This window comes from Synechococcus sp. NOUM97013 (genome assembly GCF_014279815.1).
GTDB lineage: Bacteria > Cyanobacteriota > Cyanobacteriia > PCC-6307 > Cyanobiaceae > Synechococcus_C.
In genome coordinates, this window is sequence record NZ_CP047941.1 from 1,630,012 (window position 1) to 1,653,468 (window position 23,457).

A 23,457-nucleotide genomic window follows, 5' to 3' on the forward strand; every position below is an offset into this window, starting at 1 on the left:
CATCAAGGGGTGCATGGCGTGTCGGAATTGATCACCACTTCGTCACCCAACTGCACCGTTTCAAGCAGCTCGGCCATCACAGCCTTGTTCACATTGATGCAACCACCAGTGATGGCTTGTCCCACGCGCGAGTCATCGTTGGTTCCGTGGATCGCAAAGCTGTACCAGCGGAATTGACCGTCGTATGTGTTGAAGCGAAAAGGCTGAGGAGTGGCAGGAACGGGAGCAAGGCTGATGTAACCGACGCCGTACTCACCGGTTTCACCATCACCCTTGAAATCAATCGCACTCATATTGCGGAAGAGGTTCTCGCGCAGGTAGGCCTCACTCTTTCCAGATAACTTGACGAGATCAGGGTCCATGGCAAAGCGATCAGCGCTGAGAATCGCATTCACCCTGAACGTTCCCAACGGAGTCCAGCCTTCCTCAAAGCGCGTTCCTGCACAGGCGATGCCGTTGCGACCGAAGCCCACTTGGAAGCGCTTCGGCTCAGCCCCAGTCATTTCTTCACCGGTGCTGGCTGCAGGATCAGCACCATCGAGCTGAATACGAATCGCCTCAGCCGAATTTCCGTCAGCGGATGGAGCGGAACCAGACCCGGCGCAGCTGGTCACAATCCCCGCAAAAGCTGCAAATGTCAGTGCTCGCAGAACGGTGCTGTATTGCAACCTGTTTGCGATCTTCACGGTCTACCTTCAATCACTACAGCAACGCTAGCGAGGATGGAACTACCGGCTCGAATCCAGAACGAATCGACGAATAAAAACATAAATTGACCATGCAAAACACTTAGGCTTATCCCTTACCCCAAGTGTTTCGAACAACTTTGTCAACACGAATGAATCATAATTGAATAGGAATTTGCTGATCACCCAAGCATGGAAGACTCATTGTATTCGTACTGCCATCAGGACAGACCGTATTGGTCCAGACAGCATCTGACAATGTGGCATTTCTAATTTCAGCGCCCCTCAGGTCCACACCATCAAAGATTGTGCCGCTTAAATCAGAATTAGTAAAATCCACATCACGAAAATCAACACCAGTAGCACGTGCATTGCCTAAATCTGCCCCTTTAAAACTTGCCTGATTGAATGCAGATTCAATCAAAGTCGACTCTTCAAGGCGCGCATCACAAAAACAAGACCCCTCTCCTTCAACATTGACCATTGACGCCCCTTCGAGAAATGCATTGAAAAACATTGTTGAGAATATCTTGGCTTCTTTAAGAGTTACATCTCTCAGATTTGCATACGTCAGGTTCGCCCCTCTTAAATCGGATTGATTAAACTTTGAATCCCTCAAATCTGCCTTGATCCCATTCAGTCTTCGCATATCGGAGCCAGAAAAATCCACAAACCTAAAACCGCTGTATTGGATACTCGCCGAATAGAGGATCGAGTCTTGAAAAATAGCCGACCAAACATTTTGACTCCGCATTTCAGCATTCGTAAAATCACTTCTTGAAAAATCACCGCGTGCAAGCATGAGTGAATCAAAATCCCAACCGCGGAAGTTTTGATCCTGTGCTGCCGACCAGTCGACAACCCGGCGCCTAAATGGATCAGGCAACAATGGGCGATAGGGTTCATCCCCAAAAATCCCAGATCGCACGACTTGGGAAGGGTCCCAAGAACTGCAAACAGAGTCCGCTTCTAATTCGGACCTCACCTCCATCTCGCGGTCGACTTCAGACGGAGCAGCGAGGCCTGTCAGTGGGTCTGAGATGGGCTTCGAGCTGTCGGGTGTAGCTGATTTAATTTCGTAGCCATCGAACACATCAAGTGGCAGCCTGTAATCATAAATCCAATTGGTAACACCCATGGGGGTCAAGCTTTTACATCAAATCAATAGCAAATTTGACTCACTGCCGAAATTCAATGTGGCCAAACGATCACACGCATAGCCAGAATCAAGACGAAGACGATGCCGCAATTTCATAAACGCCTAAACCCTCACAAAACTGAACCAATAAGCTTCTCTAAACAGCAAGATTTGGATAAAAAAAATTTTGCGCACCCATTGCTTTGTTAACTAGACGAGATAGCAGTCCTGGTTTTGAAACTGCTGTCCGAGAAAGGGTCAGCGCAACAGCTTGGTTCAGCGTGGCGCTTCAACGTCATCGCGAGACGCTTCTGGCTCAACCTCAGCACCAAAGCGTGTCGGCTGCTGACGCAGCCAATCCAACGTTCGTCGATCACCATCCGACGGCCTCAGCACCGGCGCAGCACCTTGCACCGGCGCCAAAGCATCGGCGGGAGTATCGCTATGCCCCCAAAGACCAAATGCATGGCCAAGCTCGTGCAAAGTCGTGGCTTGAAGCGACTGCGCACGCAGTTCGGGAGACACCAACACCGTGACGCGTGGCTCCAATCTCCACACATCCTGGCGACGCACCTCCAGGATTTGAAGCAACGCACGACCGTTACTAGCTCTCCACTGGCCAGCGACGTCACGCAACGGTGGTCGCCGGCGCTCCACGCGCACATGCGCTTGACGCGGATCCTCGACCCGCGTGATCGGCAGCAGCGTTGACCATGCGCTCAACGCTTGATCGACACTGTTGATCCAGCGCTGCTCCCAGCGATCGGGTTCAAGGCCACTAGAAGGTTCGACCCAGACGCACCACCGGGGCAGGGAAGGAACCCCGAAGCGCGACGTGGCCAGCTTGGTGCCATATCCCGGTGCCTGGGCAGCCGCCAAGGCATTCAACGTTTCACCCTCCAGAACCCTGATGGCCTGTTCAGGAGGGCATACATCAGCAGGAATCACCAAGCGATTTAGGCCGAAGGAAGTCCCACACCCCGCGCCATCAGGGTTGCCAACAGGGGTACCAGAGCAAAACCGACAAGCTCCACATTGATGATCCAGCCCAGACGCGTGGCCAGAGCTTCACTGACCTTGGGCAGTTCGCCCTTACGCAAAGGAATCGCCCAGAGGATGTAAGTGACGGTGGGGTAAAGCGAGAGGCCGCCAACGCTCAGATAAAGACCAACCTTCCACCAGAACAAGGGATTCTGGGTGTAGAACTCACTGCCCTGGCCGAAGTAGAGCACTCGGAAAATTCCACTGACCAGCAGGGCCAGCGCTGCGATGCCGTAGATGATGTCGGTGATCACCATGGCGGTGGCAGCGCGTCGATCTGGGTCAGGGCGAAGCAGTCGCCGCTCGACCACTAACGCGGCGAAACAGAGCATGAAGCTCAGGTAATGCACGTAAGCCACGCCAGCACTTTTGGCGATCTCTGGTGTCAGCACAGTGGCCAGTGGCATAGAAGCAGTGCAGGAAGCACTGGTGACAGTAGCGACTGCGCGGATTAATCGGCGTCAACACGCCAAAGGGAGGGCACGCGAGCTTCAAAGAAACCTAAAGCAATTGCGATCACACTCCGAACAAAATCGAAATTCCGAACAAATTCAAAATTACGTCTGAAATGTGAATTCCGCAGTCTTTATTACACGCACAAGATGAAAAGACATTCGCCCTAGGTTCAAAGAAATCGGGACAACATGTGATGGTGAGCTCCCTGAGTGCATTTCTCGGCGAGATTGGCAGACATCAACTTCTGACGCCTGAACAGGAGCTAACCATGGGCCGCAAAGTCCAGGCCATGGTTGCCCTGACAGAACGCTGCCATCTTGCCGGAGGGAGCGGACCAGCATGTTGCTACAACGATGAAGAGAAAAGAACAATTAAGCGCGGAGAGAAAGCCAAGAATCAGATGATCACTGCCAATCTCCGGCTCGTGGTCAACTTGGCAAAGCGCTACCAAGGCAAAGGTCTTGACCTTCTTGACCTGATTCAAGAAGGCACTCTGGGATTAACGCGTGCCGTTGAAAAATATGACCCAACCCGTGGACACCGTTTTTCTACCTATGCCTATTGGTGGATTCGCCAAGGCTTAAACCGAGCGCTTTCGACACAAAGCCGCACCATTCGCATTCCTGTGAATGTGAATGAAAAGCTCACAAAATTGAGAGCAGCCAAAGCCCGGCTGATGCAGTCCAACGGCCTACCGCCAACAGCCCAGCAATTGGCTGAATTCATGGAGATTCCTCTCCATGAAGTGGAAGATCTTCTGGGTTGTGAGCTGCGCAGCGTCACCGTGAGCCTTCAGGGTGTTGTGAAGTCAAAATCCGATCCTTCTGAATTGGTCGACGTGCTTCCCAGCGACGAAATTCCACCGATGGAGCGTGCGGAGATTGCAGAGCGCACCGCCTCAGCCTGGAAATTGTTGGACAAATCCAACCTCACCCCGAAGGAACGCACTGTGGTGATGCTGCGTTTCGGCCTTGATGGCAGCCACGAGTGGCGCACCTTGGCCGAGGTAGCACGTCACATGAATTGCAGCCGTGAATACTGCCGTCAGGTCGTGCAACGGGCTCTACGCAAACTGCGCAAGACAGGAATTCAGCACGGCCTGGTGGAGATGAACGCCTGATCGGCAACCCGACCACGCTCTTGTCGGATTGCCTACCCATTCAATCCAGCAGAGCAAGGAGAATAGTTGGACCGATCACCTGCCGTCGTCACCATGGCCTATGGCTCCAGTTCCGGCACGCCTGACTTCACCGCAGAGGTCATTGATGCTGAAGTCATCGACAGCGAGGTGATCGATGAGCCGGCTTTGAAACGACTGCTGCAGCGGGCCGGTCAATCGATTGCACGCCCGGCTCTGGAAGCCATGGAGATGTTGTTGGATCCCACCACGCCTTCTCAGGCGCGGCTGACCCTGCTGGCTGCACTCACTTATCTGCTACTGCCAACAGATCTGATTCCTGATTTTCTGCCTGTCGCTGGCTTCAGCGATGATCTCGTAGCGATTACAGCGGTTTTGGGACTGTGCCGAAATCACATCACTCCTGAAATCCGTCAACGCGCGCAACGCAAACTGGACCGATGGTTCCCGATCACACACCCATGAGCGTCTGGTCTCCGGCACTTGAGGACGACCTGGCTTCCCTGCTAAAGGACTGGCTCAAGCATCAGGGACGGACCCAGTCGGACCTGAGACGCAGTCTGCGGGCCACCTCCACACGAATGCCGGCCCTGATGGAAGTGCTGGAACGGGATCACAAACTCGGTGGAATGCCGCGCGTGGCCTCCCGCCTGTGCGCCATTGAGGCGGAATGGGCCAGCGGTGACAGCAATGGAACTGTGGCTTTAACAACGGGGAAAGTGACCAACCTCGACCCGGATCCCTTCGGCCAGCTGGACCTTCTCTTGCGGGAAATTCGCGATGACTGCGCCAGCTGACGACAATCCCAGGCAACATGGTGAAAACCACGTTTTGACATGGCTCCCTTGATGCAACGACTGCTTGGCATCAGCCTTCTAGCTTCGGGCTGCGCAGTCTTTTCCCAGGGCGCCCTGGCTTCCTCTGAAGTGTGGCTGCTTGGTCCCAACAGCAGGACAGGCGCAGAAAGCACAGTCGTCCCTACCAACTGCGAGGAAGCAGCGGATGGTTCCGTGACCTGCGACACCAAGATCGTGAACCCTCCTGGTGATACGCCTGCCAAGCCTTACTACGACCCCTTCAATAACTGATCGACGTGGCTAACCAGCGCCCAAAACGTCGGAGCTTTCTGCAATGGGTGGATGCCGGCGAAAAGCAGGTCGCCATTCTTCTCACCGTGATCACAGCCGTTGTGATTGCCGCGGCCATCGTGCAACTCACCATCCGCGTCGCTCTGGCTTTGATCACAACCGAGCAGGATGCCTATTGGCTTGGGGATGGCTTGATCCGGATCCTCGGCGATCTGCTCACAGTGCTGATTGCACTGGAAGTTCTGCAGAACATCACCAGCTATCTACGACGTCATGTCGTGCAGATCGAGTTGGTGCTGGTGACTGCCCTCACTGCCGTAGCCCGAAAAGTGATTGTTCTGCCTGCGTCCTCTGACGACAAGCCGCAATTGCTCGTCGGCCTGGGCTTATCCGCCATTGCCCTGGCTGGTGCGTACTGGCTCGTCAAACGAGCGATGCAACCGGAGGGACGTCTGAACCATCCTTCCAATAAAGAGCCAGCCAGATCGTTCCAGGATCCGGATCAGTCCTCTCAACGCGATGACGACGGCCTGATGGCAACGTCAGCTGATCCCCGACACTGAGATCCACCCAAAGATCGGGATCAGTCAGCTGCAGACGAGCGCTTCCTTTGAGAATCGTGAGCCATTCATGCTCATCCTGCTCGTACCAAAACTCATCAGGGCTGCAGGCTCCATTGGAATGAATCCGCACCAAGCGCCAACCTGGGCCCGAACAAAGCAACTGCTCAATCTCTTCACCCGCTAGCAATGAGCTTGATCCCAACAGGTTGTTGGCATTCGTGGCCTTTGCAGGTTGTTCCCCCCAGCGGCGACCGATGCTGAATCCCCATTCCGCAGCGAGTGTCACCACAGCATTGTGATCGGAGCAGGCCGCCAGCAACCGTCGCCGTTCGTCGTCTCCCTCAAGACTGCTGACCAAAGCATTGAGTTGCTCAACTTTGTGCAAGAAGCGCTTGAGATCCTCCTCCGCCATCAGGCCTTTCTGCGCAGCTAAGCCAATCCTGCCAAGAGAGTGGCGCGATCCAAGACGATGCCTTCATCCGCGGCAACCAACAGCAAACGACGGACAGGCAGACTGAACACCAGCGAAGGTGGTTGGATGCTCCCGTTGATCCTGTCGATGTTGCTGGCATTGACGCTGCTCTGGCCTGCTGAAACCCTGGCCCTCCCCTCATCAGGTGCAGAGCTGTTTGATCTGCACTGTGCAGGCTGCCACCCCAACGGCGGCAACATCATCCGTCGCGGAAAGACGTTGAAACTGAAGGCCCTTGAACAACAAGGCATCAACAATGCGGAGGCGATCGCAGCGATCGCCCGCACAGGCATCGGTCAAATGAGCGGTTATGCCGAAGCCCTTGGGGAAGGCAATGACGTCATCGTGGCTGATTGGATCTGGGAACAAGCTCAAAAGGCCTGGATCCAGGGATAAACATCCAAATGAGTCCAGATTCCTTCCCGCCAATACACATCAGCCTCCAACAAGGTGCGGACGCTGGAGACGGAGTCTGACTCAAACACTCCAAACACATGGGTGCTTCCTTCTGTGGGACCGAGTGTGACCAGAGTTCCGCTTTCCTTGAGCTGCTTCAAACGATTGAGGTGCTCATCTCGAAAGGGCTCTCTCTTTTGAAGAGCATCGTCACAGTAGGTTCCCCAGAGTACAAAGCGAGCCATAGTTTTGACGTTGAGTGGCACTTAAGCGACTAAAAGGATGGCACATGATGCATACCAAGGGCCATGACTCTGACAAGAAGAGCGGTGGCGAGCATCTCAATTTCACCACGCTCTACGAAGCTCTCCTTGAAGCCAAAGGCGTCAATCTCTGCACAACAGGTACTGGCTGAATCAGCAAAAGTTGATGCCAATTCACCGATGTGGCCACCATGCAAAGCAACGGCAATCTCTTGATTGGCATGGCCTGCACCGCCATCTTGGATCTCCAACCCGGCGATAAGTTCGAGATCAACTAGGAGCACAGACAAATCCGCTTGGTTTCGGTCGGCGGAAAGGACGAAGACGATGCGCGATCGTCAGCCGGCAGCAGCACGAAGCTCTTGGCAAAACTCACCCGCCTCTGCTGCTGCGCAACCTGGCTGTGCAGCGGCAATGCGTTTGACCAGAGCGCTGCCGACGATGGCACCATCAGCACCCCATTCGCGCACCTGTCGCACCTGCTCAGGTCCGGAGATTCCAAAACCGACGGCGACCGGGCCGCTGTCACAACCCTTTAGAGAACCAACAAGCTGTCCCACGCGATCTTGCAAGGATGCCCGTTCACCCGTGACACCCGTGACGCTCACCAAATAGGTGAAACCACGACTGGAGGTGGCAATGCGCTGCATCCGCTGCTCTGGAGTCGTCGGCGCGACCAGAAGCACCAGATCGAGACCTTGTTCTGCCGCTAAGGGAGACAGACGTTCTGCTTCCTCGAGAGGCAGATCCGGCACCACCAAACCCGCCACACCGGCAGCGGCCGCTTCAGCAAAGAAACGTTCCGGGCCGCGATTGAGCAAAGGATTGCTGTAGGTAAAGAGCACCACAGGCATGGTGAGCTTGTCGCGCAATCCGTGCAGCATTTCAAGCACTTTTGCCGGCGTTGTCTTCTGCTCGAGTGCACGATGCGCCGCCGCCTGGATGACCGGGCCATCGGCCAGAGGGTCGCTGTAGGGGATTCCCAGTTCAACAACATCTGCACCATGGGCCTGAAGACTGAGCAGCACATCAGCAGTGCTCTGCAGATCGGGGTCACCAGCCATCACAAATGGCATCAATGCCAGTCGCTGCTCACGGGCGGTCTTCACGAAGACCTCGGCAATGCGTGAGGGCTGAACGGTCACAGACTCAAGATGGACGGTTCAGGCGAGCCTAGGTGGCGGCTGCAATCACTCCGCTGCTGGTTCAGTTGAACCCTCAGAGATCGAGGCCATCAGAGCCTCCTGTTCCTCTGGACTCAGGGCATCAAAGCGCTCCTGCAACTGTTGCGCGGTGAGTTGGTCGTATTCACTGCGATAACGCCGTCGCTGCTGCATGTAAGTCATGCGACCGGTCACCACACGGAACAGATACGAACTGGTCCAGACAACAACCACAACAACCAGAAGTGCTTCGGCCGCAATCCCAGCCGAGAAACCTTTCAGACCCAAAGCCTCAAAAAGCCAATAACCGAGCCCACCGGTCGCGAGCAGGCCCAACCCAAGTTTCAGAACTCCAGCACGCGTCAACGTTCAGACCTCTCCCTGACCGCTGAGGCGGAAATTCAGGAATGGTGCAAAGACGATCATCCCCGGGAAGAACAGAAACACCAACCCGTAAATGCCCAGACGTTCAAATTTGCCCATGACCGTCCAGCGTTTGTTCATCCAAAGAAGAAGGAACAACGGCACCACAACGAGATAGGCAGCACCGAGCGCTGCATAGGCAGCGATCACAAGAAGGGTGTCCAGGGAAACCGCGTTCAGAAGAGTCTCCATGGTCACTGCAGAAGGCTGTTCGTGGAGGAATCTAGGATGCCGCAACGGGGCCGGTGGCACCGGGGGGCGTGGCGGAATCGGTAGACGCACGCGACTTAAAATCGCTTGGGATGTAAATCCTGTGGGGGTTCAAGTCCCCCCGCCCCCACCACCGCCTGCGTTGGGAGCAGAACCTTCGTAGGCATTCCTCGACACCCTCAGTAGTTTCTGAGCATCAGGGTGTTCCGTCGATGTCGACTTCTGAGATTCCCACTGCAACGAATGGTGAGACACCGGCCGAAGGTCTGCGTTGCCGTGAACGGGATGACGGGCGGCAACCCTGGGACCGATGGGGCACATACCTGAGCGACCGGCAATGGGGCACAGTCCGCGAGGACTATTCCGCCGATGGCAATGCCTGGAACGCGTTCCCCTTCGACCACAGCCACCTGCGCAGTTACCGCTGGGGAGAGGACGGACTTCTTGGTCTGACTGACGAACACTGCCTGCTCTGTTTCGCGCCAGTGCTCTGGAATGGCCAGGACCCAATCCTGAAGGAACGCCTGTTCGGACTGGGTAATCCCGAAGGCAACCACGGGGAGGACATCAAAGACACGATGTATCACCTGGCTGGAACTCCAACCGGCAGCTACGCCAAAGCGCTCTATCGCTACCCGCAGCAAAGGTTCCCTTACCAACAGCTGCGCGATGAAAACCGCCGGCGCAGCCGGGGGGAGAAGGAATACGAATTAGTCGACACAGGCATCTTCTCCGGCAATCACTTTTTCGATGTCGAAGTTGAGTACGCCAAAGCCTCACCCGAGGATGTGCTGATTCGGCTCACCATCACCAACCACGGTGCGGATGAAGCCCCCCTGCATCTGCTGCCGACACTGTGGTTCCGTAACACCTGGAGCTGGGGAGATCGTGATCGCGGCCGCCCCAACCTTCGGCTTCAGGACAATCACCTCGTCAGTGATGCCATCGAAGGCCTCGCTTCTTACAACCTGAGTTGCAGCGAACAGGGCCAGTGGTTGTTCACGGAAAACGAAACCAACACGGAACGTCTCTACGGACAAGCGCTGCAACAGCCCTACGTGAAAGATGCCTTTCACCGCTTTCTGATTGAAGAGCAGCACAACGCCGTCAATCCGGAACAACAAGGAAGCAAAGCAGCGCTGCACCTCCAACGGACACTCGGTCCCGGCGAGGTCTGGAGCGTGAATCTGCGCCTGAGCAGGCACGACCACCAAGGAAACAAAGCCCCTGAAGCAACCGAAACCAACGCATTCATTGGCTTGGTTGAGCAACGCCGGCAGGAGTGGCAGGACTACCTCCAATGGGTTGCCCCTGGTCTCAATGAAGAAGACCGTGCGATTCATGCCTCAGCCGCTGCGGGTTTGTTCTGGTGCCGCAAGTACTACGACTGGTACGTGGCCCGATGGCTACGCGGGGATAGCAATGCTCCAAGACCGCCCGAGGAACGATGGCACACCGAAAACGCCTACTGGCGAACCCTGCGGGCCCGAGACATCATCTCGATGCCCGACTGCTGGGAGTACCCCTACTTCTGCCAGTGGGATCTGATGTTTCATGCGGTGGCCTTCGCGGAGATTGATCCCGGCGAAGCGAAACGGCAATCCCGCATGCTCCGCCAGGCCTCCTACACCGCCAACAACGGTCAATCCCCTGCCTATGAGTGGGCGCTCTCAGACGCCAATCCACCGATCGGCGCCTGGGCAGCACTGCGCATCTTCCAGATTTCGAAGCGCCGTGACGGTGAACACGACTATCCATTCCTACGCGCCAGCCTGCGGGAGCTGTTGCTGGAGTACGGATGGTGGGCGAACCGCACCGATCGCAACGGCGACAGCTTGTTCGAAGGAGGCTTTCTCGGACTGGACAACATCGCCATCTTCGATCGGCGTTACCCGCTGAAAGACGGCAGCCGCATCGAACAATCCGATGGCACCGCCTGGATGGGAATGCTCAGCCTCAACATGTTGGAGGCATGCGTTCTGCTCTCTGAAGACAGGTCGGAGTTCAAGAGTCTGTGTGACCGCTTCGTAGCGGACTTCAGTCGACTCACCTACGCATTGAACAGCCCGAGCGGTAGGGGATATGTGAACTGGGATGAGCAAGACGGCTTCTATTACGACGTGCTCAAGCGACCGGATGGCAGCACTGACTACCTGCGAACCCGTTCACTCAGCGGCCTGATTCCATTGCTTGCGATCGCAACATTCGACAAACAGACGGTGGACTCGATTCCCTCCCTGGACGTGAGCAGATACCTCACCGATCTGGGTCGCGAACGCGGAGCCGAATTTGATTCGATTGCCCATCTTGGATCCTGGCACCATGACAGGGTGCTGTTTTCAATCGTTCCGCCGCATCGACTGCGGCGGATTCTCACAAGGGTGTTCGACGAGGAGGAATTCCTTTCTCCTTACGGCATCCGCAGTCTCTCCAAGGTCTACGAAAAAACGCCCTACAGCTACCAACAAGGAGACGACTACGCCACGATCAGCTACAGCCCTGCTGACAGTCCTGTCGCGATGTTCGGCGGCAATTCCAATTGGCGCGGCCCGGTCTGGATGCCGATCAATTATTTGCTCATCGAAGCCCTGCAGAAGTTCGGCCATCACTTTGGAGATGATTTCAAAATGGAATTCCCGACTGGATCGGGGCGGCATCTCAATCTGTGGGAGATCTCACTTGAGTTGGAAGAGCGTTTAGTCGGCATCTTCCGTCGCGATGGCGACGGACGGAGAGCCTTTAACGGTGATGCGGATCTATTTCAGAAGGATCCGAAATGGCGTGATCTCTTTCTGTTCAATGAATATTTCCACGGCTGCAGCGGCGCCGGAGTTGGCGCGAGTCACCAGACGGGATGGACGGCAGTGATCGCCAAAATGATCACGCAACTCCAACGTTGGCGCTGACGTGATGAAGTGATCTCCCTAACGTTCGACTGAACTTCGGGCACGTCGTAATGGACAACGCCACCCATGCGGCTCGTCGCCAAACCTCCATCGAACCGCAAACCGATCACTACAACGTGGTGATCATTGGTAGTGGCGCGGGTGGTGGTTCTCTCGCCCGAGCTTTAGCGGATTCCGGTCACTCGATCTTGATCCTGGAACGTGGTGGCTGGCTGCCCAGGGAACCTCAGAACTGGGATCCGGTCGAGGTGTTTCAGAACGATCGCTACGTCTCTGAAGATCCGTGGCAAGACAAGCACGGAAAGACGTTTCAGCCAGGCAGTCACTACTTCGTGGGCGGTGCCTCGAAGATGTATGGAGCAGCGCACTTCCGTCTGCGCGAGCGGGATTTTGAATCAGTGATGCATGTCGACGGTGAATCACCGGAATGGCCGCTGAAATACGACGTCTTTGAGCCTTACTACCGCAAAGCCGAGCAGTGGTACCACGTGCACGGCCTACGCGGCGAAGACCCCACTGAACCACCGGCATCCTCCGCCTACCCCTATGCGCCGATCAGCCATGAACCGCGCATGCAGAAATTGGTGGATGACCTGCGCTCAGCAGGACTCCATCCTTTTCACGCACCCACAGGAGTCGCCCTAGACGAAGCCAATCCCGCGTTCAGTGCGTGTGTGCGCTGCAACCGTTGTGATGGATTTCCCTGTCTGGTGCAAGCCAAGGGTGATGCGGAGGTCATGGGCGTTCGCCCGGCACTGGATCACGACAATGTCTTCTTGCTCACAGACGCTGAGGTGCTTCGACTGAACACCGACGAGAGCGGTCGAGAGGTCACTGACGTGGTGGTGAATCACCAGGGGCAGGAACGTCGCTTCAAAGGCGACATTGTGGTGGTCTCAGCTGGAGCGGCCAATTCAGCACGGCTGCTACTGATGTCAGCGAACGACGCGCATCCCCGAGGGCTTGCCAACAGCTCCGATCAGGTGGGCAGAAATTACATGTATCACAACTGCAAGGCCGTGGTGGCACTGGCTCATGAGCCCAACACGACGGTGTTCCAAAAAACAGTTGCTCTGCATGACTGGTATTTCGGAGACAACGACTTCGACTTCCCGATGGGAAACGTGCAGATGACGGGCAAGACCAATGGAGCGATGATGAAAGGCTACAAACCGCGACTCACCGCTCTTGCCCCGACCTGGAGCATGGACAAGATCGCTGAACACTCGCTGGATTTCTGGCTGCAGACAGAAGATCTTCCGCTCGCGAACAATCGGGTCACCATCAATTCACAAGGGCAAATCAAACTCGACTACACCCCGACCAACACCAGATCATCCAACGAGCTGGTCAACCGACTGGAGGGGCTGCTCGACAAGCTTTACCTCAAAAATCATCTGGCCGAGCGTCAGGTGTATTTCGCCTCCTCGATGGACATTGCGGCAGTCGGGCATCAGTCCGGCACCTGTCGCTTCGGCAAGGACCCAAGCACATCAGTACTGGACATCAATTGCCGCACCCATGATGTGGAGAATCTCTATGTGGTCGATACCAGCTTCTTCCCCAGCAGTTCAGCGGTGAATCCATCACTCACCGCCATCGCCAATGCCATCCGTGTGGCGGATCACCTCAAAGAACGCTTGAGCTGATCACCCCAACAAAGCTTGCAGGCGTGGAGCCACCAGCATCAGATCGATGCTGAGTGGTCCACCGCCCGCGGTGACCAGCACAAAGCACATCACCACATACATCGCAGCCTTCTCCCAACTGGGAGGTTCACCAACACCCATTGGTCCGGCGTAATCACCTTCAGGGATTTGGAATGGGTCAGGTGCTATGAACGGGAAGCCATTGGTGATTTCCAGAACCACGGCGTAAAGCATCGAAACAGCAATGGCAACGGCTGCCAGAGGAGTCAAGAGCCCGGCAATCAGAGCAATCCCACCGGCCCACATCGAGAAGGCAGAAAGGAAACAGAGCCATGCCGGAGTCTTCATGGCCGTGGCCCAGGTGTTCAGGTTGCTGAGCTTTGGCCAACCATGGCGGATGAACACCAGACCGGTGAACAACCGCAGCACCAAAAGACCAGCGCCGGCAATGCCGTCCGGCGCCGCAGGGACAATCAGAGAGACAAGATCCACTAGTCGACGACCATTTTTTCGAACGCTAGTGAGTTCGGGCCGGAAAAACTGAAGGATTCGGTTAAGAAGAAATCCACAGTCGGTGACCATCAGGGTCACTTAACAGGCGACCAGATCCAGCCTCAGGATGCTTGATCAGAATCTGTGCGTATAAAGCATCCTGCGGCAACAACGCAGCCGCCGTGGGTTGCAACGGTGCCGGACTGAGATATCTCAAGAACTCAATCCCGCACGGCGTTGAACCACTCAATCCATGAATGGACACTTTGGGATTGACGACGCCATCAAGGCGCTCTTGTTCAACACCTTGATTGAGGGTGGCATAGCGAAGTTGAAGGCCAAGCTCCACGCCGTAAAACATCAGACTTTGGTCGCTGTCGCTGATCGCGATTGCCGTGTGGTCGAGTCCCTGAAACAGTGGGGCGTCCGCCTCATGCCAACGCGGGTGCCCGAGTCCAGGAGGAAACCAGAGCAGCTCCATGGCATGACCAGCGGCATTGCGGAACTTCCATGCCCCCACGCCATTGGGCAACCACTGCGGGGCTTGCGAGATCGGGGTCACCACAGGCATCAGCTGTTCCGCCGCACGCTGCAGATCACTCACCACGATCGCGACATGCTGGAACCAGAGACTGTTCGCGACCCCTAGGTGTTGCTGTTGGACGGGATCGACACCTTCGAAGGAGACGTAGTCAAGACACTCATCACCCAGTCGGTAGTGATGCACGATGGCCTGCCCCTCACGCAAGCCGAAACGGCGTTGAAGGCTCTCCCCTTGCAACAGGGTCTGCCCGTGATCCTCAACACCAAGAAGCGCCAGTAGAGGATCGAGGCAGTCGGCTGTGGGGAGAGAAAACGCCACTCCTTGAACGGAAGGCGATTGGCACTGAACATCGACCACAAATACAGCGTCCCTGCTGACGGTGTCTTAGCGCCGTTTACGCACGAAGCACTGCCGAGATCAGTGAAACCGGCTAATCAATGTTTGTTCGTTTCTGACCGCCATGACCACCCAGGTCCCAAAAGCGATGACCTCCCTTTGTCTGCGTGACAAGGTGATCATCGTGACCGGAGGCAATTCCGGTATCGGCAAGGCCATCGTCGAAGCCGTCGGTGCCCTGGGCGCCAAGGTGGTCATCGATTACCGCTCCCATCCAGAACGAACCGATGAGCTGATCGAAGAAATCGGAGAGCTGGGTGGTCAAGCCATCGGTGTTCAGGCAGACGTCGCCAAGCTGGACGACCTGCAACGCCTCGTGGATGTGGCGGTGAAGACCTTCGGCAAGGTCGACGTGATGGTGAACAACGCCGGGATCGAGACGCGCACATCAATCCTGGATACAACACCCGAAGACTTCGACAAGGTGATGAATGTCAATCTGCGCGGTGTGTTCTTCGCCACGCAGTACGCCGCCAAACGGATGATCGCCCAAGGCAGTGGCGGAAGGATCATCAACATTTCCTCGGTGCATGAAGACTGGCCGATGCCTGACAACACGCCCTACTGCGTAGCCAAAGGCGGAGTGCGCATGATGACTCGCACCGCTGGCGTGGAACTGGCAGGCAAGGGTGTCTCCATCGTGAATGTCGGTCCTGGTGCTGTCGCAACGCCGATCAACGATTCCACGATGAACAACCCCGAACTGCTCGCCAAGCTCAACGCCGCTATCCCCATGGGACGCATGGCACAACCTGAAGAGATCGCTTCCGTGGTGGCGTTCCTTGCCGGTGACGGCGCCAGTTACATGACGGCGACAAGCGTCTTCGCCGACGGCGGCATCATGATGAGCAGTCCTGGGCTTTGAGCGCGAAAGCCTCAACCCCGGCGTGGGCGACCGCGGCATCCTGATCAGGCGTCATCCCTGACACCCCGATCGCCCCCACCACCGCATCCTGATAACGCAGCACCAGTCCACCAGCCATCAAGGCGCAGGGCTGGTTCAGCACGGCCTGCAACGACAACAGGGCCATGCGCCCTGAAGCAATCGCCTGTTCTGCAGCAGCGCTGTCTCCTCCAGTCAATGCTGCCGTCCGGGCCTTGGCGGCTGATGTCTCGACACTGGCGATGGACGCACCATCGAGCCGACGGAAGGAGAGAAGCACCCCTGAGGCATCCACCACCGCGATCGACACCCGTGCCGACAACTGATGCGCCATCTGCTTCGCTGATTCGACGATGTGGTCTGCATCAGCCAGCTCGAGGCAGTGAATCATCTGCATCGGATTAAGTCCATTGAATGGACATCTTCCAGAGATGTCCCTCCAGTTCCACCCCAGCCGCCAGAGCCTCGAGAGCGTCACTGGGCAGTTTCAGCGTGGCTGATGCCTGATGCACCAGGATGTCGACCCCTGTGAACTGAAAGCCCATGGTTTTCCCCATGGCTGCAATGTCATCAAGACAAGCCGCTTGATGGAACTGATCAAGAAGAACCTGATCACCCTTCACCGTGTGGAGGAAAGCTTCCAACTGTGGACTACCTGTGCTGGTCATAGCGTCAGCCCTTGATTGCGATACAGGAGATTTCGATGCGGGCGCCAACCACCAATTTGCTGATGCCGATCACCGCACGGGAGCAATAGTTATCGGGATCAGGGAAAAACTCTTTCCAGACAGCATCCATGTCCTCGATTTCATCAATGTTGGTCATATAAACCACCGCCTGCCCTACATCGCGATACGTGCATCCTGCTTCTTGCAGCACACCGAACACGTTCTTCAGACATTGGCGGGTGTGTTCCGCACTGCCACCTTCCACCGTTTGATTGGTGGCTGGATCCACAGGCATCTGGCCGGACACGAACACAAACTGTCCGATTTGGTAGCCCTGGCTGTAGCTAGCAACAGGCTGGTTGGCATTTTGGGTGCGGATTGGATGACGCTCCAATGGCATCGATACAGATCAACTGTCTTCGTTGTAGCGACGTTCAAGGAAGTGCAGGGTGTTGGATTCCACGCGCATGCACAAAGATGGAATACACCGCATCCCAGCAGCAGAGGAACAGACGGTTGCTATGGATGCCACCAAAACAGAGATTGCCAACCAGACGGGGTGTAGCGATGCGTCCCAGCAAGGTGCCATCCGAGGCAATGCAGTGAACGCCATTCCCGGCACTACTCCAGATGTTGCCGTCGATATCCACCCGGATTCCGTCAGCATTGCCGTTGGTCACCCGATAGAAGTCGCGTCGACCCGATATCTGCTGGCCGCCGTCCTCCACATCAAACACGTGAATGAGTCGATCAGGCTTGGGGGCATCGTGCTCGAGTGGGGCCTCGCAAAAACCTTCAGGAGCCGCTGTATCCACGATGTAAAGCAGTGATTCATCGGGAGAGAAGGCAAGACCATTCGGACCGACCACCTCAGAGGGATCCGTCATCGCCTTGAGAGATCCATCCGCCGGGTCAAAGCGATAGACCACAGCTGGTTGCAACGAATGCCGCCGTCCACCCTCGAAATCGTTCACGAGTCCATACAACGGATCGCTGAACCAAATCGTGCCGTCACTTTTCACCACCACATCATTGGGTGTGTTCAAAGGCTTGCCCAGGTGGGAATCCACCAGATGAACAACACGACCGTTGTGCTCGGTGCGCAGTAGTGCCCGATGGCCGTGACTGCAGGTCAACAGACGTCCCTGCAGATCACGCGTTTGTCCATTCGGGAATCCAGCGTTGTGGCGAAACACACTCAGACCATGGCTCTCACTCCACGACAAAATTCGATCGTTGGGAATGTCAGAGACCAGAAGACGCTGCTGGTCGCCAAACCAAACTGGACCTTCCAACCATCGACAACCATCGAAGAGAAGTTCCAGCTGAGCATTGAACAGCACCAGAGACTTGAAGCGTGGATCAACAACTTCAATCTTGGTTTCAACAAACTCACTGCGAAAAACCATGACGCCTTGCCGCTTACTTGAATGATCCAGGCGGCAAATTTCGCCAGGCCTGATCGTTACGTTGGATGATCAGCTGAACACACGGTTCATCACCAACCTGGGCAGAAAGATGACCTTGCCGACCATCCGATGTCGCCCGACAGCCCTGATCCCCTCCATAGGAATACTCCCCAGCTTTCATCACCACTTTCGTGCCATCCATGCTTTCCACAGACCAGGCACCTTTCAGCACATAAATCCATTTGGGCACGTGGTTCTCATGCCAGTCAGCGGTCCAGCCAACAGGCAGGTATGTCACAAAGGCATTCCCTTCCTTCATCAGGTCACGGGAAAATTGCGGCGAGTCACCGGGTCCAAGCTGACCAAGCTCAAACGCGCTGATTGTGCACATTGTCTGACGACTGATGCCCTCAGCATCGGTGTAGAGATGCCAATAGCTTTCAGGCTCTGGAGCCAGACTGAAAGGATCGGTCACAAGTGACTTGGGCGGATCTTTTCACCCTATTCATTTCGCAGAAGCCTGACTATCAAGCCACACACCAAGGCAATGTTTCCCCTGCGTGGAACAGCACAGGCCACTCGCTCTCATCAAGGGAGTCGTCCGCTGTTGCGGCCGCTCTTACAGGCTCTAGGCGCGAGGGGACTGACTGCTGCTTGCGCACGAGCGTGATGGTGTCGTCGTTGAGTGGCAATCCATAAAAACGAGGACCATGTTCACTGGCAAAACCCTCGAGACGGTCCAAGGCACCGGCTTGCTCGAAGACGCAGGCGTAGCTCTCGATGGCGTGAAACGCATTAAAAATCCCGGCACAACCGCAAGCCGACTCCTTGCCGGAACGGGGATGAGGCGCTGAATCCGTGCCAAGAAAGAAGCAGGGGAGACCACTGGTGGCAGCCGCGATCAACGCCTGGCGATGGCATTCACGCTTGACCACCGGCAGACAGTAGAAATCGCTCCGCAGACCCCCCATGAACATCGCATTGCGATTGAGGTGGAGGTGATGGGGGGTGATGGTGGCTGCCAGTCGATGATCACCGGCAAGGTGCTCATCGCGGATGTAAGCAGCAGCCTGCTCGGTGGTGATGTGTTCAAGAACGATGCGCAATCCCGGATGGCGGCGGCGCAGAGGAATCAGTTGCTGGTCGATGAAGGCAGCTTCCCGATCGAAAATATCCACCTCAGGATCGGTGACCTCCCCATGAATGAGCAGGGGCATGTCGATGGATTCCATGCGCTCCAGCACCGCAGCGATCTGAGTCAGATCACTCACACCGGCAGCCGAATTGGTGGTGGCATTGGCGGGATACAGCTTTGCTGCGATGAACACTCCCTCGCGAAACCCACGCTCCAACTCGTCGGGGTCAAGATCGTCAGTGAGATAAGCGGTCATCAGCGGCTCAAACTGCTGTCCCTGCGGAAGCGCTGAAAGAATCCGACTGCGGTAGGCGAGTGCTGCGTCGACCGTGGTGATTGGAGGACGCAAATTGGGCATCACGATGGCCCGTGCAAAGGTTCTGGCAGTCGAGGGCAGCACGGCCTGAAGCATCGCTCCATCTCTCAAGTGCACATGCCAGTCATCAGGACGGCGGAGCACAAGCGATGAGGGCACCTGAACCAAGGTCAGACCTCCTGAAGTAAGGGCAGCTCCTCGACGGCTAAGCGGAGGATCTTTCCACGATCTTCGCTGACGTGCTCCTCGGGGAGAAGCTCCAGCAGCTTGAGTTTCTCGAGCCGATTGCGCGTGGCCCCATTCATCACCACCAAATAAACCGAGCGGCCCACTTCAATCGCTTCTTTGATGGCATTTTCCAGCGCAAGGGATGCAGTCACTCCCAGATGGGAAACTTCTGTGAGGTCAAACAGCACCGCCTCACACTCTTCGATGGCGTTGTGCTCCCGGCTGATCGTTTTTGCCACACCGAAAATCATCGGCCCAGTGAGTTGGAACAGCAGCAGACGTCCTGAAGCTTGATCCAGAATCTCCTGCTGGTCGGGAGGCAGTTCCACATCATCATCTGTGGTGCTGATGGTCTTCACTCCCTTGGATTGAAGGGCCGTCATCCGCTCGATGGTGAGCACATTGGCCACAAACACGCCGATGAACACTGCCCAGATCAGATCCACGAGAACGGTGAGAGCAATCACGCCATAGGTGATGCAGGCTGCCTTGATCGACAGGTGATGGGCCCGTTGCAGGAAGCTCCAGTCGATGATGTCGAAACCGACCTTCAGAGCAATACCGGCCAGCACGGCCAGTGGGATGGCCGATGCAGCTCCTGCAAACAGCAGGATCACCAGCATCAGAATCAGGGCGCGGACGATTCCAGAGAGGGCCGAACGGCCGCCGGCCTGGATATTCACCACTGTGCCCATCGTGGCGCCAGCTCCAGGCAAGCCTCCGAACAGACCAGACACAACATTGCCAAGACCCTGGCCGATCAATTCCTTGTTGGAGTCGTGCTCGGTGCGGGTGAGGCTGTCAGCCACCACGGAGGTGAGAAGGGCATCAATGCAACCGAGCATGCCCAGAACCGCACCATTGACCACCATCACCCGAAGCTGCCCGCCGGTGAAGTTGGGCATCTGGAAACTGGGGAAGTCCGCCGAGAACTCAGGGATCCGTCGCAATTCAGCGTCCCCGAGCAAAGTGAAGGAGAGAAACGTGCCGATCAACAACGCGAGCAGCTGAGGGGGGACCCAGCGCTTCCACTGCTCAGGCGTGAACCAGAGGATCAACAGCGTCACCACAGCCAGGGTGAGCTCCATGGGCTGGATGTTGGAGAACAGCTCTGGCAGGGCCGTGAGGGTTCCCACAACACCGCCAGATGGGCTGCTCTGGCCAAGAAACGGCGCTAGTTGAAGGATGACCAGGATCACACCGATGCCGGACATGAAGCCCGAAATCACGGTGTAGGGCATCATCGTGATGTAACGCCCCAGTCGGAAAAAGCCGAACAGGATCTGGAAAACACCTGCCAGGATCACCGTGGTGAACGCCATGGCCAGAGCAGTGGCCTGGTCGGGAATCTGGCTGGTGAAGCTGAGGATGACGGCGGTGAACACCACGGTCATTGGACCGGTGGGTTCAGAGATCAATGTGGGGGTGCCCCCGAACAGGGAGGCCACCAAACCGATGATCACGGCACCCCAGAGGCCAGCAGCAGCCCCTGCCCCTGACGCCACACCAAAGGCGAGAGCCATCGGCAGCGCAACCACCGCAGCAGTCACCCCACCGAAGACATCGCCTTTGATGTTGCGGGTGCTGATGTGATTCAGGAACACGCCGATCCGTCACAAATGTGGCGGAATTCTAGTCGGCGCCCATGGGATCAGACCAGCTCAATCCACACCGTCACCGATTGGCGGGATGATGGCTGCGCTCCAGCACCGCAGCGATCTGAGTCAGATCACTCACACCGGCAGCCGAATTGGTGGTGGCATTGGCGGGATACAGCTTTGCTGCGATGAACACTCCCTCGCGAAACCCACGCTCCAACTCGTCGGGGTCAAGATCGTCAGTGAGATAAGCGGTCATCAGCGGCTCAAACTGCTGTCCCTGCGGAAGCGCTGAAAGAATCCGACTGCGGTAGGCGAGTGCTGCGTCGACCGTGGTGATTGGAGGACGCAAATTGGGCATCACGATGGCCCGTGCAAAGGTTCTGGCAGTCGAGGGCAGCACGGCCTGAAGCATCGCTCCATCTCTCAAGTGCACATGCCAGTCATCAGGACGGCGGAGCACAAGCGATGAGGGCACCTGAACCAAGGTCAGACCTCCTGAAGTAAGGGCAGCTCCTCGACGGCTAAGCGGAGGATCTTTCCACGATCTTCGCTGACGTGCTCCTCGGGGAGAAGCTCCAGCAGCTTGAGTTTCTCGAGCCGATTGCGCGTGGCCCCATTCATCACCACCAAATAAACCGAGCGGCCCACTTCAATCGCTTCTTTGATGGCATTTTCCAGCGCAAGGGATGCAGTCACTCCCAGATGGGAAACTTCTGTGAGGTCAAACAGCACCGCCTCACACTCTTCGATGGCGTTGTGCTCCCGGCTGATCGTTTTTGCCACACCGAAAATCATCGGCCCAGTGAGTTGGAACAGCAGCAGACGTCCTGAAGCTTGATCCAGAATCTCCTGCTGGTCGGGAGGCAGTTCCACATCATCATCTGTGGTGCTGATGGTCTTCACTCCCTTGGATTGAAGGGCCGTCATCCGCTCGATGGTGAGCACATTGGCCACAAACACGCCGATGAACACTGCCCAGATCAGATCCACGAGAACGGTGAGAGCAATCACGCCATAGGTGATGCAGGCTGCCTTGATCGACAGGTGATGGGCCCGTTGCAGGAAGCTCCAGTCGATGATGTCGAAACCGACCTTCAGAGCAATACCGGCCAGCACGGCCAGTGGGATGGCCGATGCAGCTCCTGCAAACAGCAGGATCACCAGCATCAGAATCAGGGCGCGGACGATTCCAGAGAGGGCCGAACGGCCGCCGGCCTGGATATTCACCACTGTGCCCATCGTGGCGCCAGCTCCAGGCAAGCCTCCGAACAGACCAGACACAACATTGCCAAGACCCTGGCCGATCAATTCCTTGTTGGAGTCGTGCTCGGTGCGGGTGAGGCTGTCAGCCACCACGGAGGTGAGAAGGGCATCAATGCAACCGAGCATGCCCAGAACCGCACCATTGACCACCATCACCCGAAGCTGCCCGCCGGTGAAGTTGGGCATCTGGAAACTGGGGAAGTCCGCCGAGAACTCAGGGATCCGTCGCAATTCAGCGTCCCCGAGCAAAGTGAAGGAGAGAAACGTGCCGATCAACAACGCGAGCAGCTGAGGGGGGACCCAGCGCTTCCACTGCTCAGGCGTGAACCAGAGGATCAACAGCGTCACCACAGCCAGGGTGAGCTCCATGGGCTGGATGTTGGAGAACAGCTCTGGCAGGGCCGTGAGGGTTCCCACAACACCGCCAGATGGGCTGCTCTGGCCAAGAAACGGCGCTAGTTGAAGGATGACCAGGATCACACCGATGCCGGACATGAAGCCCGAAATCACGGTGTAGGGCATCATCGTGATGTAACGCCCCAGTCGGAAAAAGCCGAACAGGATCTGGAAAACACCTGCCAGGATCACCGTGGTGAACGCCATGGCCAGAGCAGTGGCCTGGTCGGGAATCTGGCTGGTGAAGCTGAGGATGACGGCGGTGAACACCACGGTCATTGGACCGGTGGGTTCAGAGATCAATGTGGGGGTGCCCCCGAACAGGGAGGCCACCAAACCGATGATCACGGCACCCCAGAGGCCAGCAGCAGCCCCTGCCCCTGACGCCACACCAAAGGCGAGAGCCATCGGCAGCGCAACCACCGCAGCAGTCACCCCACCGAAGACATCGCCTTTGATGTTGCGGGTGCTGATGTGATTCAGGAACACGCCGATCCGTCACAAATGTGGCGGAATTCTAGTCGGCGCCCATGG

At 56.6% G+C, this 23,457-nt stretch carries 27 protein-coding genes, 1 tRNA gene and 3 pseudogenes; 11 read left to right on the forward strand and 20 right to left on the reverse strand.

Annotated features, from left to right (window positions below; translation table 11 throughout):
• Positions 1 to 2: 2 nt before the first annotated feature.
• The 4 genes from SynNOUM97013_RS08855 to SynNOUM97013_RS08870 form a co-directional block, all read right to left on the reverse strand.
• Positions 3 to 617: a L,D-transpeptidase gene (locus SynNOUM97013_RS08855; protein ID WP_370586475.1), complete on the reverse strand. Its 615-nt coding sequence runs from the start codon at positions 615 to 617 to the stop codon at positions 3 to 5.
• Positions 618 to 843: 226 nt separating this feature from the next.
• The gene (locus SynNOUM97013_RS08860; RefSeq protein WP_186479415.1) at positions 844 to 1,824 is read right to left on the reverse strand and encodes a pentapeptide repeat-containing protein; all 981 of its coding nucleotides are present in this window, start codon (positions 1,822 to 1,824) and stop codon (positions 844 to 846) included.
• 276 nt (positions 1,825 to 2,100) lie between these two features.
• Positions 2,101 to 2,772, reverse strand: coding sequence for a peptidase (locus SynNOUM97013_RS08865; protein ID WP_370586418.1), 672 nt, complete (start codon positions 2,770 to 2,772; stop codon positions 2,101 to 2,103).
• Positions 2,773 to 2,780: 8 nt separating this feature from the next.
• Positions 2,781 to 3,272, reverse strand: a complete 492-nt coding sequence (locus tag SynNOUM97013_RS08870; protein WP_186479416.1) for a DUF2214 family protein — start codon at positions 3,270 to 3,272, stop codon at positions 2,781 to 2,783.
• Positions 3,273 to 3,514: 242 nt separating this feature from the next.
• Here SynNOUM97013_RS08870 and SynNOUM97013_RS08875 point away from each other — a divergent pair, with 242 nt between their 5' ends.
• From SynNOUM97013_RS08875 to SynNOUM97013_RS08895, 5 genes are all read left to right on the forward strand, one after another.
• On the forward strand, positions 3,515 to 4,441 hold the full coding sequence (locus tag SynNOUM97013_RS08875) for a sigma-70 family RNA polymerase sigma factor (protein WP_186479417.1): 927 nt from the start codon (positions 3,515 to 3,517) through the stop codon (positions 4,439 to 4,441).
• A gap of 93 nt (positions 4,442 to 4,534) precedes the next feature.
• Positions 4,535 to 4,924, forward strand: coding sequence for a YkvA family protein (locus SynNOUM97013_RS08880; RefSeq protein ID WP_186481544.1), 390 nt, complete (start codon positions 4,535 to 4,537; stop codon positions 4,922 to 4,924).
• Positions 4,921 to 5,256 carry a hypothetical protein gene (locus tag SynNOUM97013_RS08885; RefSeq protein ID WP_186479418.1) on the forward strand — a complete coding sequence of 112 codons (336 nt, stop codon included), beginning with the start codon at positions 4,921 to 4,923 and terminating at the stop codon, positions 5,254 to 5,256. Before SynNOUM97013_RS08880 ends, SynNOUM97013_RS08885 begins: the two co-directional genes overlap by 4 nt.
• Before the next feature lie 51 nt (positions 5,257 to 5,307).
• Entirely contained in the window at positions 5,308 to 5,547 is a 240-nt protein-coding gene (locus SynNOUM97013_RS08890) for a hypothetical protein (protein WP_255442694.1), read from the forward strand.
• A 5-nt stretch (positions 5,548 to 5,552) separates the two neighbouring features.
• Complete coding sequence (locus SynNOUM97013_RS08895; RefSeq protein ID WP_255442695.1) at positions 5,553 to 6,110, forward strand: phosphate-starvation-inducible PsiE family protein; 558 nt, start codon at positions 5,553 to 5,555, stop codon at positions 6,108 to 6,110.
• On the opposite strand, the pseudogene SynNOUM97013_RS08900 reads toward SynNOUM97013_RS08895, so the two are convergent.
• Positions 6,073 to 6,522: pseudogene (locus SynNOUM97013_RS08900) on the reverse strand (Nif11 domain/cupin domain-containing protein); the annotation flags it as partial. The gene SynNOUM97013_RS08895 and the pseudogene SynNOUM97013_RS08900 overlap by 38 nt on opposite strands.
• Before the next feature lie 126 nt (positions 6,523 to 6,648).
• Here SynNOUM97013_RS08900 and SynNOUM97013_RS08905 point away from each other — a divergent pair.
• Positions 6,649 to 6,978, forward strand: a complete 330-nt coding sequence (locus SynNOUM97013_RS08905) for a c-type cytochrome (protein ID WP_186479421.1) — start codon at positions 6,649 to 6,651, stop codon at positions 6,976 to 6,978.
• On the opposite strand, the gene SynNOUM97013_RS08910 is transcribed toward SynNOUM97013_RS08905, so the two are convergent.
• Positions 6,954 to 7,223 carry a YciI family protein gene (locus tag SynNOUM97013_RS08910; RefSeq protein WP_186479422.1) on the reverse strand — a complete coding sequence of 90 codons (270 nt, stop codon included), beginning with the start codon at positions 7,221 to 7,223 and terminating at the stop codon, positions 6,954 to 6,956. The two genes, SynNOUM97013_RS08905 and SynNOUM97013_RS08910, sit on opposite strands and share 25 nt — an antisense overlap.
• Before the next feature lie 59 nt (positions 7,224 to 7,282).
• Here SynNOUM97013_RS08910 and SynNOUM97013_RS13865 point away from each other — a divergent pair.
• Positions 7,283 to 7,519 (forward strand): annotated as a pseudogene (locus tag SynNOUM97013_RS13865) (AbrB-like transcriptional regulator); the annotation flags it as partial.
• 60 nt (positions 7,520 to 7,579) lie between these two features.
• Here the strand turns inward: SynNOUM97013_RS13865 and trpA are convergent.
• From trpA to ndhL, 3 genes are read right to left on the reverse strand one after another with little or no spacing between them, the layout of a single operon-like run.
• A complete protein-coding gene (trpA, locus tag SynNOUM97013_RS08920; protein ID WP_186479423.1) occupies positions 7,580 to 8,386 on the reverse strand; it encodes a tryptophan synthase subunit alpha in 807 nt (268 codons plus the stop codon).
• Positions 8,387 to 8,431: 45 nt separating this feature from the next.
• Positions 8,432 to 8,770, reverse strand: a complete 339-nt coding sequence (locus tag SynNOUM97013_RS08925) for a DUF3007 family protein (protein ID WP_186479424.1) — start codon at positions 8,768 to 8,770, stop codon at positions 8,432 to 8,434.
• A 3-nt stretch (positions 8,771 to 8,773) separates the two neighbouring features.
• A complete protein-coding gene (gene ndhL / locus SynNOUM97013_RS08930) occupies positions 8,774 to 9,019 on the reverse strand; it encodes an NAD(P)H-quinone oxidoreductase subunit L (protein WP_186479425.1) in 246 nt (81 codons plus the stop codon).
• A 62-nt stretch (positions 9,020 to 9,081) separates the two neighbouring features.
• Between ndhL and SynNOUM97013_RS08935 the strand changes: the two genes are divergently transcribed.
• The 3 genes from SynNOUM97013_RS08935 to SynNOUM97013_RS08945 all read left to right on the forward strand — a co-directional run bounded on the left by SynNOUM97013_RS08935 (position 9,082) and on the right by SynNOUM97013_RS08945 (position 13,592).
• Positions 9,082 to 9,170 (forward strand) — tRNA-Leu (locus tag SynNOUM97013_RS08935).
• A 79-nt stretch (positions 9,171 to 9,249) separates the two neighbouring features.
• Positions 9,250 to 11,943 (forward strand): glucosidase, encoded by a 2,694-nt coding sequence (locus SynNOUM97013_RS08940; RefSeq protein ID WP_186479426.1) that lies wholly within the window; start codon positions 9,250 to 9,252, stop codon positions 11,941 to 11,943.
• 50 nt (positions 11,944 to 11,993) lie between these two features.
• Positions 11,994 to 13,592, forward strand: a complete 1,599-nt coding sequence (locus SynNOUM97013_RS08945; protein WP_186479427.1) for a GMC oxidoreductase — start codon at positions 11,994 to 11,996, stop codon at positions 13,590 to 13,592.
• Here the strand turns inward: SynNOUM97013_RS08945 and SynNOUM97013_RS08950 are convergent, their stop codons facing one another.
• Positions 13,593 to 14,084 (reverse strand): DoxX family protein, encoded by a 492-nt coding sequence (locus SynNOUM97013_RS08950; RefSeq protein ID WP_255442697.1) that lies wholly within the window; start codon positions 14,082 to 14,084, stop codon positions 13,593 to 13,595.
• Between the two features lie 61 nt (positions 14,085 to 14,145).
• Positions 14,146 to 14,946 carry a VOC family protein gene (locus tag SynNOUM97013_RS08955; RefSeq protein ID WP_255442699.1) on the reverse strand — a complete coding sequence of 267 codons (801 nt, stop codon included), beginning with the start codon at positions 14,944 to 14,946 and terminating at the stop codon, positions 14,146 to 14,148.
• A 166-nt stretch (positions 14,947 to 15,112) separates the two neighbouring features.
• Here SynNOUM97013_RS08955 and SynNOUM97013_RS08960 point away from each other — a divergent pair, with 166 nt between their 5' ends.
• Positions 15,113 to 15,889, forward strand: coding sequence for an SDR family NAD(P)-dependent oxidoreductase (locus tag SynNOUM97013_RS08960; RefSeq protein ID WP_186481545.1), 777 nt, complete (start codon positions 15,113 to 15,115; stop codon positions 15,887 to 15,889).
• On the opposite strand, the gene SynNOUM97013_RS08965 is transcribed toward SynNOUM97013_RS08960, so the two are convergent.
• The 9 genes and pseudogenes from SynNOUM97013_RS08965 to SynNOUM97013_RS09005 all read right to left on the reverse strand — a co-directional run bounded on the left by SynNOUM97013_RS08965 (position 15,864) and on the right by SynNOUM97013_RS09005 (position 23,412).
• Entirely contained in the window at positions 15,864 to 16,298 is a 435-nt protein-coding gene (locus tag SynNOUM97013_RS08965; RefSeq protein ID WP_255442701.1) for a heme-binding protein, read from the reverse strand. The genes SynNOUM97013_RS08960 and SynNOUM97013_RS08965 overlap by 26 nt on opposite strands.
• Positions 16,299 to 16,308: 10 nt before the next feature.
• Entirely contained in the window at positions 16,309 to 16,575 is a 267-nt protein-coding gene (locus SynNOUM97013_RS08970; RefSeq protein WP_186479431.1) for a Nif11-like leader peptide family natural product precursor, read from the reverse strand.
• A gap of 4 nt (positions 16,576 to 16,579) precedes the next feature.
• Entirely contained in the window at positions 16,580 to 16,975 is a 396-nt protein-coding gene (locus SynNOUM97013_RS08975; protein ID WP_186479432.1) for a RidA family protein, read from the reverse strand.
• Between the two features lie 34 nt (positions 16,976 to 17,009).
• Positions 17,010 to 17,984, reverse strand: a complete 975-nt coding sequence (locus SynNOUM97013_RS08980; RefSeq protein WP_186479433.1) for an SMP-30/gluconolactonase/LRE family protein — start codon at positions 17,982 to 17,984, stop codon at positions 17,010 to 17,012.
• 13 nt (positions 17,985 to 17,997) lie between these two features.
• Positions 17,998 to 18,459, reverse strand: a complete 462-nt coding sequence (locus tag SynNOUM97013_RS08985; RefSeq protein ID WP_186479434.1) for a cupin domain-containing protein — start codon at positions 18,457 to 18,459, stop codon at positions 17,998 to 18,000.
• A 52-nt stretch (positions 18,460 to 18,511) separates the two neighbouring features.
• The gene (gene pyrC, locus SynNOUM97013_RS08990; RefSeq protein WP_186479435.1) at positions 18,512 to 19,603 is read right to left on the reverse strand and encodes a dihydroorotase; all 1,092 of its coding nucleotides are present in this window, start codon (positions 19,601 to 19,603) and stop codon (positions 18,512 to 18,514) included.
• Between the two features lie 2 nt (positions 19,604 to 19,605).
• Positions 19,606 to 21,267: a SulP family inorganic anion transporter gene (locus SynNOUM97013_RS08995; RefSeq protein WP_186479436.1), complete on the reverse strand. Its 1,662-nt coding sequence runs from the start codon at positions 21,265 to 21,267 to the stop codon at positions 19,606 to 19,608.
• A 94-nt stretch (positions 21,268 to 21,361) separates the two neighbouring features.
• A pseudogene (locus SynNOUM97013_RS09000) lies at positions 21,362 to 21,739 on the reverse strand (amidohydrolase family protein); the annotation flags it as partial.
• A gap of 11 nt (positions 21,740 to 21,750) precedes the next feature.
• Positions 21,751 to 23,412 (reverse strand): SulP family inorganic anion transporter, encoded by a 1,662-nt coding sequence (locus SynNOUM97013_RS09005; protein WP_186479436.1) that lies wholly within the window; start codon positions 23,410 to 23,412, stop codon positions 21,751 to 21,753.
• Positions 23,413 to 23,457 lie beyond the last annotated feature (45 nt).

Bases quoted from the DNA above. Each gene is read 5' to 3' on its own strand.
- SynNOUM97013_RS08875 (WP_186479417.1), top strand. From the start codon at position 3,515: ATGGTGAGCTCCCTGAGTGCATTTCTCGGCGAGATTGGCAGACATCAA.
- SynNOUM97013_RS08890 (WP_255442694.1), top strand. From the start codon at position 5,308: ATGCAACGACTGCTTGGCATCAGCCTTCTAGCTTCGGGCTGCGCAGTC.
- SynNOUM97013_RS08960 (WP_186481545.1), top strand. From the start codon at position 15,113: ATGACCTCCCTTTGTCTGCGTGACAAGGTGATCATCGTGACCGGAGGC.
- SynNOUM97013_RS08980 (WP_186479433.1), bottom strand. From the start codon at position 17,984: ATGGTTTTTCGCAGTGAGTTTGTTGAAACCAAGATTGAAGTTGTTGAT.
- SynNOUM97013_RS08965 (WP_255442701.1), bottom strand. From the start codon at position 16,298: ATGATTCACTGCCTCGAGCTGGCTGATGCAGACCACATCGTCGAATCA.
- SynNOUM97013_RS08880 (WP_186481544.1), top strand. From the start codon at position 4,535: ATGGCCTATGGCTCCAGTTCCGGCACGCCTGACTTCACCGCAGAGGTC.
- SynNOUM97013_RS08970 (WP_186479431.1), bottom strand. From the start codon at position 16,575: ATGACCAGCACAGGTAGTCCACAGTTGGAAGCTTTCCTCCACACGGTG.
- ndhL (WP_186479425.1), bottom strand. From the start codon at position 9,019: ATGGAGACTCTTCTGAACGCGGTTTCCCTGGACACCCTTCTTGTGATC.
- SynNOUM97013_RS08905 (WP_186479421.1), top strand. From the start codon at position 6,649: ATGCTCCCGTTGATCCTGTCGATGTTGCTGGCATTGACGCTGCTCTGG.
- SynNOUM97013_RS08940 (WP_186479426.1), top strand. From the start codon at position 9,250: ATGTCGACTTCTGAGATTCCCACTGCAACGAATGGTGAGACACCGGCC.
- SynNOUM97013_RS08860 (WP_186479415.1), bottom strand. From the start codon at position 1,824: ATGGGTGTTACCAATTGGATTTATGATTACAGGCTGCCACTTGATGTG.
- SynNOUM97013_RS08885 (WP_186479418.1), top strand. From the start codon at position 4,921: ATGAGCGTCTGGTCTCCGGCACTTGAGGACGACCTGGCTTCCCTGCTA.
- SynNOUM97013_RS08870 (WP_186479416.1), bottom strand. From the start codon at position 3,272: ATGCCACTGGCCACTGTGCTGACACCAGAGATCGCCAAAAGTGCTGGC.
- SynNOUM97013_RS08910 (WP_186479422.1), bottom strand. From the start codon at position 7,223: ATGGCTCGCTTTGTACTCTGGGGAACCTACTGTGACGATGCTCTTCAA.
- SynNOUM97013_RS08975 (WP_186479432.1), bottom strand. From the start codon at position 16,975: ATGCCATTGGAGCGTCATCCAATCCGCACCCAAAATGCCAACCAGCCT.
- SynNOUM97013_RS08945 (WP_186479427.1), top strand. From the start codon at position 11,994: ATGGACAACGCCACCCATGCGGCTCGTCGCCAAACCTCCATCGAACCG.